This is a genomic window from Vibrio sp. QJM3NY_27 (assembly GCF_057785955.1).
In genome coordinates, this window is sequence record NZ_CM173511.1 from 544,458 (window position 1) to 559,042 (window position 14,585).

Below are 14,585 nucleotides of genomic sequence, written 5' to 3' on the forward strand. Positions count from 1 at the left end.
TTTATTAAGCATTCTAAAAGTGTAAAGTGATTTAATGACAAACAATAATTCATCCTCAAAACCTGAAACTAATATTAAGTTTATTGGTGCTCATGTGTCTGCTGCTGGCGGTGTTGATCAAGCGCCAATGCGCGCTCGCGAGATTGGTGCGAATGCGTTCGCACTGTTTACTAAAAACCAGAGACAATGGGCTGCAAAACCACTCGAAGCTAAAACCATCAGCGCCTTTAAAGCCAACTGCAAAATGTTAGGTTTTAGTGCCGAACACATTCTTCCTCATGACTCCTACCTTATTAACTTAGGAGCACCAGAAGAAGAGAAGCTAGAGAAATCGCGTGCGGCCTTTATTGATGAAATGGAGCGTTGTAATCAACTTGGGTTAACGCTGTTGAATTTTCATCCTGGGAGTCATTTAAAGAAAATCTCAGAAAGCGAATGTTTGGCGAAGATCGCTGAATCGATCAACCTGGCGCACCAAGCAGTACCTGATGTGATTGCGGTGATTGAGAATACTTCAGGGCAGGGCACTAACCTGGGGTGGAAGTTTGAGCACCTAGCAGAGATCATCGACCAAGTAGAAGATAAGTCGCGTGTCGGTGTGTGTTTAGATACTTGCCATACGTTTACGGCCGGTTATGACCTACGAACAAAAGAAGCGTGTGAGCATACTTTTGCAGAGTTCGAGCGCATTGTGGGTATGCACTATCTAAGAGCAATGCACATCAATGATTCAAAAGCTGAGTTCGCAAGCCGAGTCGATCGACACCATTCTTTAGGAAAAGGCGAGATTGGCTGGGATTGTTTTGAGTATATTGCCTCGGATTCTCGCTTTAATGGTATTCCTCTTATCTTGGAAACCATTGATTCGACGATCTGGAAAGAAGAAATTCAACAACTTAGAATGTTCCATCGCTCAGCAACGGCAGTGAGCGAAGAAGAGTAATAATAGAGGGGGAATTTATTTCCGTCTATTTCTAAAAATTGGCACCTTTCTTTCATAGTACTAAAGTGAATATGTAGTTCACGATGTCTTACAGGAGGTGCCTTTATGTATTCAATCACCCAAACTTCAACTGTTGCTGTCGCACGCCGTTTACCAACACCAAACCGTCACGTGCATAACCACGGGCACCATCGTACACAGCAGAAAAGTGGTTAATCGAGATAAACACAACTTGAACTGATTATTATGATTCATCAACAAGTGAACCCTACACATCATGTTTATTGATAGCTGTATGAGGTATAACTAGAGCCTAATTTAGGACAGTTAGCCGATACAGCTATTTTTTTGTCTGGCGAAAGCCGCTAGAAACCTTGATGATTGGGAAGTAAAACGATGAGCGCACCAAAGACTTGGGAATCCATTATTAATGATGAACGTGACAAAGAGTACTTTCAGAGTGTGCTCGCGTTTGTTGAACAGCAACGCAATAGTGGGAAAACCGTCTACCCTCCTCAAGAGCAGGTGTTCAGTGCTTTTGATATGACGCCTTTTGAGTCTGTACGCGTGGTTATCCTTGGGCAAGACCCTTATCACGGTGCCAACCAAGCTCACGGCTTAGCATTCTCTGTGCTGCCTGGCGTTAAAATCCCACCGTCTCTACGTAATATGTACAAAGAACTCGCACAAGATATAGACGGCTTTGAGATCCCGAGTCATGGTTACCTCGACACTTGGGCATCTCAAGGGGTATTAATGTTGAATACGGTACTTACAGTAGAAGAGGCAAAAGCACACTCACATGCTAAGTGTGGTTGGGAAACCTTTACCGATGCCATCATTGCTGAGCTACATCAGCGTTCTGAGCCGATCATATTCTTACTCTGGGGCGCGCATGCCCAAAAGAAAGGCCAAGCTATTGATGAAAACAAGCATCATGTTTTGGTCGCTCCTCATCCATCGCCATTATCCGCCCGTCGTGGCTTCTTTGGTTGTCAGCATTTCTCAACAACCAACAAGCTACTTTCTTCTATGGATCAACAACCTATAGATTGGCGATTACCAACAGAGTTGTAGGTTGGTGGTTTTCTGAGCAGGGTCAAATCATAAATGAGTATCTTCGTATACACTTGTAAATAGTAGGTGTAATGGAGTGCAATACTATGATGATTGAAAGGATAAGACGAGAGCATGGCTATATGGCTCGTTTGCTCGCGATACTCAACAATAAGTTAGAGCATCTAAAACAAGAGCGAGAAATAAACTATAGCTTGATCGCAGAGGTGGTTCATTATCTCATGAACCATTCAGATAAGGTGCATCACCCGAAAGAAGACGTTATTTATCGTTACTACCTCAAGCAATATGGCAGCGAGCAAATGATTGAAGACTTGGAGCTGGAACATCAATTGCTTTCTGAGAAAACAGCGGACTTTTTAGGTGTGGTCGATATGATCCTCCAAGATGCGGTTGTTCCTCAACAAGTCTTTATTGAGCAGCTTGAAGCCTTTGTTAAAGCTCAACGAAAGCACATGGAATATGAAGAGAAGCATGTGTTACCGATGATTGTGAAGGCATTCACGGTCAAAGACTGGCAAGAGGTAGAGTCTCAATGGCTTCAACCGGAAGACGACCCTGTCTTTGGAGAGACAATTGCCGATCAGTACCGCCAACTTGCGGCTCGTGTTCGACAGAATGAGCAAGAGTGCGTGTAGCCCGTTGTCGTATTGAAACGCTGCTATTATTAGGCGCTCTCTATTAAGATGCTCGCTTTCAAATTGTGCTCTAAATCGAAGAGTGGTTTCATACAATAAAAAAGGCACCTGTATAGGTGCCTTTTGCTATCTGATTTCTTGTCGTGCAGATTAAAGCTTTATATCATCAAGGCTAAAATCGAGACCGAGATTCATCTCTCTGAGCTCTTTCTCAAGCTGTCTACGATCGTTGATTGCCTCGATTTCACGCCATTTACGCTTGAGTGGTTTAGAGCGAGTTTTTTGAGTTGCACGAGGCATTTCTAGTTCTGATAGTTCATCGAATTGAAAGCTATCCATAAGCCATATCTCCTTCCGTGGGAATCGTTCTTACGAACCATTAAATATCATATTTAGGTTCGCAATAACCTTGATTTGTTTCTCATTCGTTTCAAATCTATGAAGTTTTTGTTCTGTTTTCTTATGCATGCTCACACATTGTGGGGATTTTCATGTACAAAAAATAAGCAAACAAACCTAAGTAAACGATTAAATTAGGGGTTATGGAATGTTAATTCATTGTGCGAATGGAATGGTATTTTTACTATAATGCATTTAAGTGCGTATTGTGCCGTGCGGTAGAGGGTTCTCATTGCTCTAGAAAAAAATACAGATCTTCACTATACCTTGTAAAACCTAGGCTGACGTCATCTTTATAGGATGTCGTTCTTGTTTTGGTGGTACCTTGGTTGTTGTTGATATTATGTCCCGATAATGTGACTTTTATTGGGCTGTATTGTTGAAAATTGTGTTAACAAAAGGTGTGTTATTAGTGAAATGTCATTTTAATATAAATGTATTTGCATATTGATTTTTAGGCCGTCTCGCTGCATTATCCGCCCGTCAAAAAATACACTGATACGTAAAATGGATGCATGAAGCGACATTTACAATCTAGATCGCAACAAATAAATATAAATCTAATGCCGACACAACTATTGACACTGGCATAGGTGATCTAGAGGAAGGCTCGGAAGCAAGATCGGTGCTTAAACTCAATTACGAGGTTCACGTGACAGACTTAATCAATTTGATGAACGATCTCCTTTGGGGATCTATCTTAGTTTACTTACTCGTTGGTGTGGGTATCTACTTCACTGTACGACTAGGCTTCATTCAATTCCGCCATTTCGGCCACATGTTCTCTGTTCTTAGAAACAGCCGTAAAGCAGACAGTGCTGGTATCTCTTCTTTCCAAGCTCTTTGTACTAGTCTTGCTGCTCGTGTAGGTACAGGTAACATGGCAGGTGTTGCTGTGGCACTAACCGCCGGTGGCCCTGGTGCTATCTTCTGGATGTGGCTAATCGCCATGCTAGGTATGGCAACATCATTTGCTGAAAGCACACTAGCTCAGCTATACAAAACGCGTGATAACGACGGTAACTACCGTGGCGGCCCTGCATACTACATGGAGAAAGGCCTAGGTATGCGTTGGATGGGGGTTCTATTCTCTATCTTCCTAATCATCGCATTTGGTCTAGTATTCAACGCGGTTCAAGCGAACGCGATTGCAAGTGCAATGAACACGGCATTCGACTTTGAGCGTGGCTACGTTGGTGTTGGTATCGTAATTATCTCTGCATTCGTTATCTTCGGTGGTATCCGTAAGATTGCCCGCACTGCCGAAATCATTGTTCCAATCATGGCACTGGCTTACTTAGCTATCGCTATCTACGTAATGCTAATGAACATTGAGAAAGTGCCTGAAGTTCTGGCTCTTATCTTCAAGAGTGCATTCGGTCTGCAAGAAGCAGCAGCGGGTGGCCTAGGTTACGCGATCGCACAAGCGATGATTAACGGCATCAAACGTGGTTTGTTCTCGAACGAAGCGGGTATGGGTTCTGCGCCAAACGCAGCAGCTTCTGCTACGCCTTACCCACCGCACCCAGCATCGCAAGGTTATGTGCAAATGCTAGGTGTGTTCATGGACACAATTGTTATCTGTTCTGCAACAGTAGCAATCATCCTGATGTCTGGTGAATATGTACCACACGGTGAAGTAACGGGTATCGAACTAACGCAACGTGCACTAACGGCACAAGTGGGCGAATGGGGTGGCATCTTTGTCGCGGTAGCGATTTTCTTCTTCGCTTTCACTTCAATCATTGCAAACTACTCGTACGCTGAAACAAACCTTATCTTCCTAGAGCACAACAACAAGAAGGGCCTCGTGCTGTTCCGTATCGTTGTACTGGGTATGGTTATGTTCGGTTCTTTGGCGACATTGCCAACGGTATGGGCATTGGCTGACGTATCGATGGGTCTAATGGCGATTGTGAACTTGGTTGCGATCATCTTGCTATCGGGCATCGTGATTAAGCTAGCGAAAGACTACAACCGTCAATTAGACGCGGGTAAAGTACCCACGTTTGATGCGGATGATTTCCCAGAGCTTAAGGCTCAATTGGAAGATGGTATTTGGGTTAACAACAAGAAGAAGTAATCTTGTTGGAGTGATTCATCACTCATCCTAAAATCATTAGAAAGGCTAAGGTTTCGACCTTAGCCTTTTTCTTTGCCTGCGATTTCTATCTGTTTGCAATTTCTATCTGTCTGCGATTTTTCTTGGTGAGTAATTTTTACTTTGTCTGCGACTTTTTCTTTGTTAACGATTTTTCTTTGCAAGCGATTCTTCTTTGTAAGCGACTTATCGCTAGATCTGTCTATCAAAGTAATAGGAAGAGTCATAAAGACAAGTTGATGTTTTTTCTATACTCTAGCTGCATCCAGTTAGATAACCGATTAGGGTAAAGTTATGTTAGTTGTCGTTTCTCCAGCCAAGACATTAGATTACGAATCACCATTAGCGACTGAGCGCTTCAGCCAGCCAGAGTTTGTTGAACACTCTGCAGAGCTTATTGAAGAGTGCCGCAAGCTGACACCTGCTGATGTTTCAGCTCTGATGAAAGTAAGCGATAAGATTGCTGGGCTGAACGTAGCGCGCTTTGAGCAATGGAGCGAGACCTTTACCCAAGACAACGCACGCCAAGCAATCCTAGCCTTTAAGGGCGATGTGTACACTGGCCTAGATGCTGAAACACTGTCGGACGATGATTTTGACTACGCACAGAATCACCTGCGCATGCTTTCTGGCTTATATGGGTTATTGAAGCCATTGGATTTGATGCAGCCTTACCGCCTAGAGATGGGCACACGTTTAGCTAATGAGCGTGGCACTAACTTGTACCAGTTCTGGGGCAACATCATCACAGACAAGCTGAATGAAGTGTTAAATGCTCAAGGCGACAATGTGTTGATCAATCTAGCATCGAACGAATACTTTAAAGCGGTGAAGCCGAAGAGCCTTGATGGTCAAATCATCACGCCAGTTTTTAAAGACTGTAAGAATGGTCAGTACAAGGTGATCAGTTTTTACGCCAAGAAAGCGCGTGGCATGATGGCTCGCTACATCATTGAGAACAAAATCGATTCAGTTGAAGCGCTGACCAAATTTGATACGGCGGGTTACTACTTCGTTGAAGAAGAGTCGAATGCGAAAGAGCTTGTCTTCAAGCGTGAAGAGCAAAACTAGTAGCTCTTAGTTAATTAGTCACTCTTGGTTAATGAGTTACTCTCGGTTTGAGTCTGTAATTAAAATTAGAGGCCTAGTTATTTAGCCTGATAACAAGCCAGACAATAATAAACCAGACAAAGAAAAGCCCCATGCAGAGAACTGCATGGGGCTTTTTATTGAATCATTGAAAGGCGGTTAGATTACTTGTTCTTAACGGCTTTCTTTTTCTTAGCGATTTTCTTTTTCTTAGCAATTTTTTGCTTTGCGACCGCTTTCTTGTCTTCTTTCTTCGGTTTCTTCTTCTTCGTTACCGCGGCTTTCTTATGCGTTGGGCGCATGCCTTCGATGAAGCGTTCTTTGATCGCATCTTCAGTGTAACGAGCCACGCGTTCAATCATTAGCTGATCGTGCGCTTCAATGATAGAAACCGCGTTACCTTTCTTACCTGCACGAGCCGTACGGCCGATACGGTGAAGGTAGACATCTGCTGTACGCGGCATGTCGTAGTTAATAACGTGGCTCACATCTGGAAGATCGATACCACGAGCTGCGACGTCAGTTGCCAGCAGTACGTTGATAGAACCATCGCGGAAACGAGAAATCGCGTTGTTACGACGATCTTGAGGCATTTCACCTTGGATCCACACACATGGAATCTGTGCACTTTCTAGTTGACCTCGTAGCTCACCTAGGCGATCACGCGTCTTCAAGAAGATGATGCTGCGTTCAGCTTGCTCTGTGATGATATGTTTTAGGATATCAAGCTTGTGCTTAGCTGAATCGGCGCGGTGATACCATTGAGTGATCTTCTTACGTTCACGCAGTGATGATTTAGCATCGATCTCTGCTGGGTTTTTCAGTAGATCTTCAGTGAAACCTTCAATGCCTTTACCTTCTAGCGTTGCTGAGAACAGTAAAGTTTGTTTACGCCAGCGACATTCTGCAGACAGACGGTCAACAACAGGGCCAAAGCCCATGTCTAGCATACGGTCGGCTTCATCGAGAACTAGCCATTCAATCGCACGACAATCGAAACGCTCGCCTTCGATGTACTCCATTAGACGACCGGGTGTTGCCACCACGATATCTTGGGTTGTACTTAAGATGTCAGCGTGCTCTTGGTACATCACACCGCCCGTGATCGTAAAGATGTTCAGGCTGGTGTATTTAGCAAGCTCACGTGCTTGTTCGGTGATCTGCATTGCTAGCTCACGCGTTGGCGTCAGGATAAGCATACGTGCAGGGCCAGATTTCTTACGTGGGAAATCCAGTAGGTATTGCAGTGCTGGCAATACAAATGATGCTGTTTTACCAGTACCTGTTGGCGCAGAAGCCAAAACGTCTCTTCCATCTAACGCTTGCGGGATTGCTTCAGCTTGTATCTGTGTTGGACGTTCGTAGCCCATTTCGTCAATTGCTTTAAGCAGCTCTTGGTTTAGATCGAGTTCTGCAAAGGTTCTGATCACTGTTGTTTCTCCACAAGCAATAAATGTTTCTGCCTCAAAAAGCAGACGATAAAAAAGAGTAGTCGGACATTATAGAAGCATTAGTGATTAGGATCACATGGTATTTGCTACATCTTGAGATAAAAATCTTTAGTAAGGGCAATAAATGCCTCACTATAACCGCCATCATGATGGATCGTAAGCGATTCACGCTGCAAATCTTGCTCACAAACAGGATCTTTAGATAATTCAAACAGAACTCGAATTGCCGGTTTTCTGTCTGTTGTTTTCACATCAAGGCGCTTTGCTAGGTACCAACCACATTGTTGGGCAAGCTTGATGAAGCCTTCTCCCTCGGTCGTCGGCAGTATAAAACTGGCGGTGGCGACATCGGTCGTTATCTCGAAACAACGCTGAGCAAGCTCAAGGTGATCCAAGCTGTTGGTGTGCCTCGCGGTGGCTCTTTGGCTTTGCTGTGCCTGCTCTCCAGAGTTGAAGTAGGGCGGATTACAAATTATTGCATCAAATCGTTGCGAGAAGTCCGTGGTTAACACGCTGCCATGATGAAGGGAGATGCGATCTTGCCAAGGCGACTGCTCAATATTGACTGTGGCAGCATCAATGGCGTGCTGATCAATATCTATCGCAGAGATTGAAGCATCCTCAAAACGCTGCGCAGCCATCAAGGCCAACAGACCTGTTCCTGTTCCAATATCGAGTACACATGATCTTTGTGGCAGGCTTACCCAAGCGCCAAGTAACACGCCATCGGTACTGACGGGCATGCCACTTTGTCCTCCGTAAATAGAGAATTTTTTGAAATTGAAGCTTTTGGTTTCGGTTTTTTTGTCTTTCATGAATGTTCTGGATATCGATATATTTTAAGTGATTAGCTCTAATGTTAATTAATTGTATGGCTCAATGTTCTATTTGAGAATTCATTGTTGTTAATTATGGTTAGTTTATAATTATGGCAATATTTCCATATCTAGTGGAATCCACTGCTTTTGGTTCTCAAATGCAAATTTATATGGTGTTTTTTTGTGGTGACTTGCAGCTAGCCAAGTGTTTCGTCATTATGCGCGACTATTTTATAGATTGGTTGGCAGCTTCTAGCTGTAACATTCACGTAAGCACAACATAAATTCATAAATATAATTAAGGATTATCTGTGAAACAGAGTCTAAAACTAACAGATATAATGGCATTGGGCTTTATGCTTTTTGCGTTTTTCTTAGGTGCGGGTAACATCATCTTCCCACCTCTTGCTGGCCAATTAGCTGGTGACCACTTTCTTCCAGCGATGTCTGGTTTCCTGCTGACCGCCGTTGGTCTGCCGTTAATCACTATCGTCGCAGTTGCAGTGGCTGGTGGTTCTTGGGGTCATCTAACCAAAGATCTTCCAAAGCGAGCTGCAACTATCATGGCTGTGTTGATCTTTATTATCATCGGTCCTGCATTTGCTGCGCCACGTACCGGCCTTGTTGCTTATGAGATGGCGGTGAAACCGTTCTTCATCGATGTCTCTCAAGCTCACCTCACTCTTTTTTCGATTGCATTTTTTGTGGTAGCGATGTTCTTCTCATGGTCGCAAGGTAAGCTTATCGACGTAATCGGCAAGGTACTGACACCTGCACTATTTGTTGGTTTGGTTGTACTGGCAGTTGCTGTGTTCGTTAACCCACAAGGCGACATTCTTGCGGCTCACGGTGAGTACATTACTCAGCCACTGACCAAAGGTTTCCTTGAAGGCTACAACACCATGGATACGTTTGCTTCGTTGATGTTTGGCATGCTGATTGTTGATGCGATTCGCAGCAAGGGCATTACTGATCGTGCAGCGACGACTAAGTACCTTATCAGCGCAGGTTGTATTGCCGCGGCTGGTCTAGCGTTTGTTTACATCTCTCTGTTCTTCTTGGGCGCAACAAGCGCAACAGTCGCAGCGGGTGCGGACAATGGCGGTGCTATCTTAAGCCTTTACGTTCAATCACTGTTTGGCCCATCAGGTCAGCTAGTGCTTTCAGTGATCGTATTACTGGCATGTCTAACAACGGCGATTGGCCTTGTTTCAGCATGTTCTGATTACTTCAGCTCGCTAACGCCTTTGTCTTACAAGACTTGGGTAATCATCAACGGTGTAGCTTGTGCAACCGTAGCGAACGTTGGCCTTTCTCAACTGATTTCTCTGTCTGTTCCAGTACTGTTTGCACTGTACCCAGTCGCTATCGCGTTGGTTGCTCTGACGTTCTTGCGTAGCCGTTTCCCTAATCCAAAAGCCGCTTACCGTGTGGTTGTATTAGTGTCTCTACTGTTTGCTCTTATTGATGGCGCTAAAGTAGCGGGTGTCGATGTGTCTGCACTTAAGATGCTGCCATTGTTCGAGATTGGTATGGGTTGGTTGCTTCCAACTGCTGCTGCAATCATCTGTATGTTCTTTGTTGGTAAAGCAACAGAACAAGAGATGGCTGAAGAGACCGTTTAATCTTCCGTTGAGATTAGATTGTCCTTCGAGATGAAATAGAAAAGGCCTCATTACTTCGCAGTAATGAGGCCTTTTTGTATCTAATCGATGATGTTCTTTCTGCCTGAAGCTTTTAGTTCTTAGTTCTTAGCTCATAGTGCTTAGTTCTGAACTCTAAGGAAGCAGAACTTATAGCTTTTCGCTGTACTCGACGAGGACTTGTTCAACCCAAGTTGCGATACGTTCGTCGCTGAGTTCGTACTGTGAATCTTCATCGAGAGCCAAACCAACAAACTGAGACTTGTCTTCTGTTAATGCTTTAGATGCTTCGAATTCGTAGCTGTCATCGTTTGGCCAGAAGCCGACAAACTCAGCGCCTGCGGTTTTCAGTTCATCATGCAATAGACCCATCGCATCTAGGAACCATTCACCGTAGCCCTCTTGATCACCTAGACCAAACAGAGCAACCACCTTACCTTTCATTGGCGTTGTTGCGATGTCTTCCCACAACTCATTCCAGTCTTCTTGAATTTCACCGAAATCCCACGTTGAGATACCAAGCAGTAGAAGGTCGTAGTCCGCCATAAAAGAAAGAGGGGTTTCTTTCACGTTATGGATATCAACTAGGTCTTCACCAATAATGCCGCGAATTTTCTCTGCTGCCATTTCGGTATAGCAGGTGGTTGAGCCGTAAAATAATCCAATTTTCATAGCAAACGTTCGATTTTAATTTCAGATGGCGAATTCTAACCATAAATCGACTTCGATTGCAGCGATTATCCGCTCAAGTCGTAATTTTTATGGCATTCATATTTGCTCTGACATACTCTCAAAACAGTTTCCAATATTGTGAGTAACACTATGCAGTCGCCTCAAGGGCAGAGCGCAGACCACGGTCTCGTTGAGCAGTTTTTAGATGCTATGTGGATGGAGCGAGGGTTATCGGAGAATACGCTTGTCTCATATCGTACCGATTTGTCCAAGTTATTAGCGTGGATGGAAAAGAACAATTACCGCCTCGACTTCATTAGCCTTTCAGGTTTACAGGATTATCAAGGCTGGTTAGCCGACGCCGATTTTAAGCAGACTTCTCGTGCCCGTATGTTGTCGGCGATTCGTCGCTTGTTCCAATACTTACACCGCGAGAAAGTGAGAGGCGATGACCCGAGTGCATTGTTGATTAGCCCTAAGCTGCCACAGCGCTTGCCAAAAGATTTGAGTGAAGAGCAAGTTAATGCACTGCTAGAGGCTCCTGATCCCAATGACCCTATAGAGCTTCGCGATAAAGCGATGCTTGAGTTATTATATGCAACTGGTCTTCGTGTTACCGAGTTAGTCAGTTTGACGATGGAAAATATCAGTCTAAGACAAGGCGTAGTGCGTGTTATTGGTAAAGGCGGTAAAGAGCGCTTGGTGCCAATGGGCGAAAATGCCGTGGACTGGATTGAGACTTTTATTGAACAAGGTCGGCCACAACTGCTCGGCGAAAACAGTTCTGATGTGGTTTTTCCGAGTAAACGCGCCAAGCAAATGACCCGTCAGACGTTCTGGTATCGTATTAAGCATTACTCGGTTGTTGCTGGTATAGATACAGAGCTATTGTCACCACACGTATTAAGACACGCTTTTGCGACTCATTTACTGAACTATGGTGCAGATCTCAGGGTCGTACAGATGTTGCTTGGGCATAGTGACTTATCGACAACCCAAATTTATACTCACGTGGCGACCGAAAGGCTGAAGCAAATTCACGCGCAGCATCACCCACGTGCTTAAATCCATTTATTTTTAAGGTGAACTTAATGAGCGTATTACGCCGTCTTCCTCTATTAGTGCTTCCTCTCATGATTACTGCATGTAATGCATCAGAAGCGAAAGTAGAACAAACATCAACAGCCGTAGAAGTTGCTCCAGCTCAAGCTATTGATACAGCAGCGTTAACTAAGCGTTTTGAAAAAATCGGTATCAAGGTAGAGAAGATCGTTCCTTCAGACATCGATGGCCTATTAGAAATTCAAACTAACAGTGGCATTATCTTTTCTTCTCCAGAGGGCGATCACTTTCTAGCCGGCACTCTTTACTCTCTGGATGATAACGGCAAATTCAGTGACGTTTTGGCTGAGCGTCAAGCTCCACTTAATGCTGAAAAGGTCGCGGCGATGTCGGATACGGTTATCGAATATAAAGCCGATAACGAAAAGTACGTTGTGACGGTATTTACTGACATTACCTGTGGTTACTGTGTTCGTCTGCACAGCCAAATGCAAGGCTATAACGATCTAGGTATTACCGTTCGTTACATGGCTTACCCACGCCAAGGTGCGACAGGACAAGTTGCCGATCAAATGGCGGCAATCTGGGCTTCAGATGATCCAAAAACAGCCATGCACGATGCTAAAGTAAACCGTCAAATGCCAGCGTCTGGCAAAGACCTAGCAGAGCAGAAGCAGATCATCGCTAAACAATACCAACTAGGTCGTGAGCTTGGCATCAATGGCACACCTGCTATCGTGCTAGCAAGTGGTGAGTTGGTGAGTGGTTACTTACCGCCAGCACAACTTCTTCAACGTTTAGAGCAATAATATCGTTTCTGTATTGCCAATTTATCCCTCATGTTTTTGATTTAAGGAGTGGCCTGATTAATATCAGGCCCATTTTTATATGATAGAGATCCAACGCCGTCCTGAGGTCGACACTTCAGTCTTACCTGCTCACTTACCTGACTTGTTAAAGCGCATTTATGTGAGTCGCGGAATCGACAGTGCTGACCAACTAGAGACAGCAGCGAAAGGCTTGCACTCTTATCAAAAACTAGGCGGCATTGATGCTGCGGTTGAATTGTTGTTCAAAGCCATTCAGCAGCAAAAACGCATCATCATTGTTGGTGACTTTGATGCCGATGGCGCAACCAGTTCGGCGTTGTCTGTGCTTGCTCTGCGTATGTTGGGCAGCTCTAACGTTGATTATCTAGTACCAAACCGTTTTGAAGATGGTTATGGCTTGAGCCCTGAGGTTGTCGAACAGGCGATCGAACTTGGTGCTGAAGTTATCATGACGGTCGACAACGGTGTCTCTTCGATTGACGGTGTCCGTTTCGCTAAAGAGAAAGGGCTAGACGTTCTGGTTACTGATCATCACTTACCGGGCAATGAACTGCCAATCGCCGATGCGATGGTCAATCCGAACCTAGAAAGCTGCGCATTTCCTTCAAAAGCGCTAGCGGGTGTTGGCGTCGCCTTTTATCTGATGATGGCGTTGTGTGTTCACATGCGTAAGTTGGGCTGGTTTGCTCAACACGGTATGACAGAACCTAAGTTGATGGAACTGATTGATCTAGTGGCACTGGGTACTGTTGCGGATGTGGTTCCACTTGATGAAAATAACCGAATCTTGGTGCACCAAGGGCTACAACGCATTCGTGCGGGTAAAGCTCGTCCGGGTATTCAAGCCTTGATTGAAATTGCTAAGCGAGATGCTAAGCGATTGGTTGCCTCCGATTTTGGTTTTGCGCTTGGTCCACGTATCAATGCGGCTGGCCGATTGGATGACATGTCTTTTGGTGTTGAGTTGTTGATGAGCAATAACATTCACGCCGCGCGTCGAATGGCCAGCGAGTTAGATGGCTTGAACCAAACACGTAAAGAGATCGAAGAGGGCATGAAACAAGAGGCGATGGCTTTTTGTGAGCGCCTTGAGTTCGGTAAAGACGATTTGCCTTCCGGCTTAGCCCTGTTCCAACGTGATTGGCACCAAGGTGTGATTGGTATTTTGGCTTCGCGTATCAAAGACAAATACCACCGCCCAGTAATCGCATTTGCTGATGGTGGTGAAGGCAGCATTAAGGGTTCATGTCGTTCGATTCCAGGTTTGCACATGCGCGATGCGCTAGATAGAATCGATACTCAAAACCCTGGCCTGATCTTGAAGTTTGGTGGTCACGCAATGGCTGCTGGCTTAACCATTATGGAAAAAGACTTCGAGCGATTCAGCAAGATGTTTGATGACGTTGTGCGTAAAGAACTCGGTGAGACGGCACTGAAGGGTATTATCTTGTCTGATGGTGAGCTGTTACCTGAAGAGTTCTCAATGCATACCGCTGAGACGTTGCGTTCAGGTGGTCCGTGGGGCCAAGCTTTTCCAGAACCCATCTTTGATGGTGAGTTTAAAGTGCTGCATCAAAAACTGGTAGGTGAAAAGCACCTTAAATTGATGCTAGAACCTCTATACAAAGGCCACCCAACCAATGTGATGATTGATGGTATTGCTTTCAATGTTGATTTACGTCGCTGGCCTGATGCGTCCGTGAAAACGGTTCATCTTGCATTTAAGCTGGATATCAACGAGTTTCGTGGCAACCAATCGTTGCAGTTGATGGTTGACCATATTGAAGCCAAATAGCGGTATCGTTCACTGAATGATGTTCATCATTTAGCCCCAAATTCAACAAGCTCTGTTCAAAAACAGG

14 protein-coding genes are annotated in these 14,585 nt (G+C 44.7%); 9 read left to right on the forward strand and 5 right to left on the reverse strand.

Going from position 1 to position 14,585, the window contains the following annotated elements:
- Positions 1-34 precede the first annotated feature (34 nt).
- The 3 genes from nfo to AC3CIA_RS02435 all read left to right on the forward strand — a co-directional run bounded on the left by nfo (position 35) and on the right by AC3CIA_RS02435 (position 2,658).
- Positions 35-943: a deoxyribonuclease IV gene (nfo, locus tag AC3CIA_RS02425; RefSeq protein ID WP_488518464.1), complete on the forward strand. Its 909-nt coding sequence runs from the start codon at positions 35-37 to the stop codon at positions 941-943.
- A 396-nt stretch (positions 944-1,339) separates the two neighbouring features.
- A complete protein-coding gene (gene ung / locus AC3CIA_RS02430; protein WP_488518465.1) occupies positions 1,340-2,020 on the forward strand; it encodes a uracil-DNA glycosylase in 681 nt (226 codons plus the stop codon).
- 86 nt (positions 2,021-2,106) lie between these two features.
- On the forward strand, positions 2,107-2,658 hold the full coding sequence (locus AC3CIA_RS02435) for a hemerythrin domain-containing protein (RefSeq protein WP_054547802.1): 552 nt from the start codon (positions 2,107-2,109) through the stop codon (positions 2,656-2,658).
- A 150-nt stretch (positions 2,659-2,808) separates the two neighbouring features.
- Here AC3CIA_RS02435 and AC3CIA_RS02440 read toward each other — a convergent pair whose 3' ends face one another.
- A complete protein-coding gene (locus AC3CIA_RS02440) occupies positions 2,809-2,997 on the reverse strand; it encodes a DUF3545 family protein (protein WP_004735002.1) in 189 nt (62 codons plus the stop codon).
- Positions 2,998-3,709: 712 nt separating this feature from the next.
- Between AC3CIA_RS02440 and AC3CIA_RS02445 the strand changes: the two genes are divergently transcribed.
- Positions 3,710-5,140: an alanine/glycine:cation symporter family protein gene (locus AC3CIA_RS02445; protein ID WP_017084788.1), complete on the forward strand. Its 1,431-nt coding sequence runs from the start codon at positions 3,710-3,712 to the stop codon at positions 5,138-5,140.
- 59 nt (positions 5,141-5,199) lie between these two features.
- Here AC3CIA_RS02445 and AC3CIA_RS02450 read toward each other — a convergent pair whose 3' ends face one another.
- The gene (locus AC3CIA_RS02450; RefSeq protein ID WP_488518466.1) at positions 5,200-5,322 is read right to left on the reverse strand and encodes a hypothetical protein; all 123 of its coding nucleotides are present in this window, start codon (positions 5,320-5,322) and stop codon (positions 5,200-5,202) included.
- 130 nt (positions 5,323-5,452) lie between these two features.
- On the opposite strand from AC3CIA_RS02450, the gene yaaA reads away from it, so the two are divergent.
- Positions 5,453-6,229 (forward strand): peroxide stress protein YaaA, encoded by a 777-nt coding sequence (gene yaaA / locus AC3CIA_RS02455; RefSeq protein ID WP_171311870.1) that lies wholly within the window; start codon positions 5,453-5,455, stop codon positions 6,227-6,229.
- Between the two features lie 182 nt (positions 6,230-6,411).
- On the opposite strand, the gene srmB is transcribed toward yaaA, so the two are convergent.
- Together srmB and AC3CIA_RS02465 are read right to left on the reverse strand one after the other, a co-directional pair.
- Entirely contained in the window at positions 6,412-7,677 is a 1,266-nt protein-coding gene (srmB, locus tag AC3CIA_RS02460; protein WP_054547801.1) for an ATP-dependent RNA helicase SrmB, read from the reverse strand.
- 107 nt (positions 7,678-7,784) lie between these two features.
- A complete protein-coding gene (locus tag AC3CIA_RS02465; protein ID WP_108091685.1) occupies positions 7,785-8,513 on the reverse strand; it encodes a tRNA1(Val) (adenine(37)-N6)-methyltransferase in 729 nt (242 codons plus the stop codon).
- Positions 8,514-8,827: 314 nt separating this feature from the next.
- Here AC3CIA_RS02465 and brnQ point away from each other — a divergent pair, with 314 nt between their 5' ends.
- Positions 8,828-10,141 (forward strand): branched-chain amino acid transport system II carrier protein, encoded by a 1,314-nt coding sequence (gene brnQ / locus AC3CIA_RS02470; protein ID WP_488518467.1) that lies wholly within the window; start codon positions 8,828-8,830, stop codon positions 10,139-10,141.
- A 168-nt stretch (positions 10,142-10,309) separates the two neighbouring features.
- Here brnQ and fldB read toward each other — a convergent pair whose 3' ends face one another.
- Positions 10,310-10,831: a flavodoxin FldB gene (gene fldB / locus AC3CIA_RS02475; RefSeq protein ID WP_004735008.1), complete on the reverse strand. Its 522-nt coding sequence runs from the start codon at positions 10,829-10,831 to the stop codon at positions 10,310-10,312.
- Positions 10,832-10,981: 150 nt separating this feature from the next.
- Here fldB and xerD point away from each other — a divergent pair, with 150 nt between their 5' ends.
- The 3 genes from xerD to recJ all read left to right on the forward strand — a co-directional run bounded on the left by xerD (position 10,982) and on the right by recJ (position 14,518).
- Positions 10,982-11,896 (forward strand): site-specific tyrosine recombinase XerD, encoded by a 915-nt coding sequence (xerD, locus tag AC3CIA_RS02480; RefSeq protein WP_054547797.1) that lies wholly within the window; start codon positions 10,982-10,984, stop codon positions 11,894-11,896.
- A 26-nt stretch (positions 11,897-11,922) separates the two neighbouring features.
- Entirely contained in the window at positions 11,923-12,702 is a 780-nt protein-coding gene (locus AC3CIA_RS02485) for a thioredoxin fold domain-containing protein (protein ID WP_017077716.1), read from the forward strand.
- A gap of 79 nt (positions 12,703-12,781) precedes the next feature.
- Positions 12,782-14,518, forward strand: a complete 1,737-nt coding sequence (recJ, locus tag AC3CIA_RS02490) for a single-stranded-DNA-specific exonuclease RecJ (protein WP_017087527.1) — start codon at positions 12,782-12,784, stop codon at positions 14,516-14,518.
- The last annotated feature ends 67 nt before the right edge of the window (positions 14,519-14,585 follow it).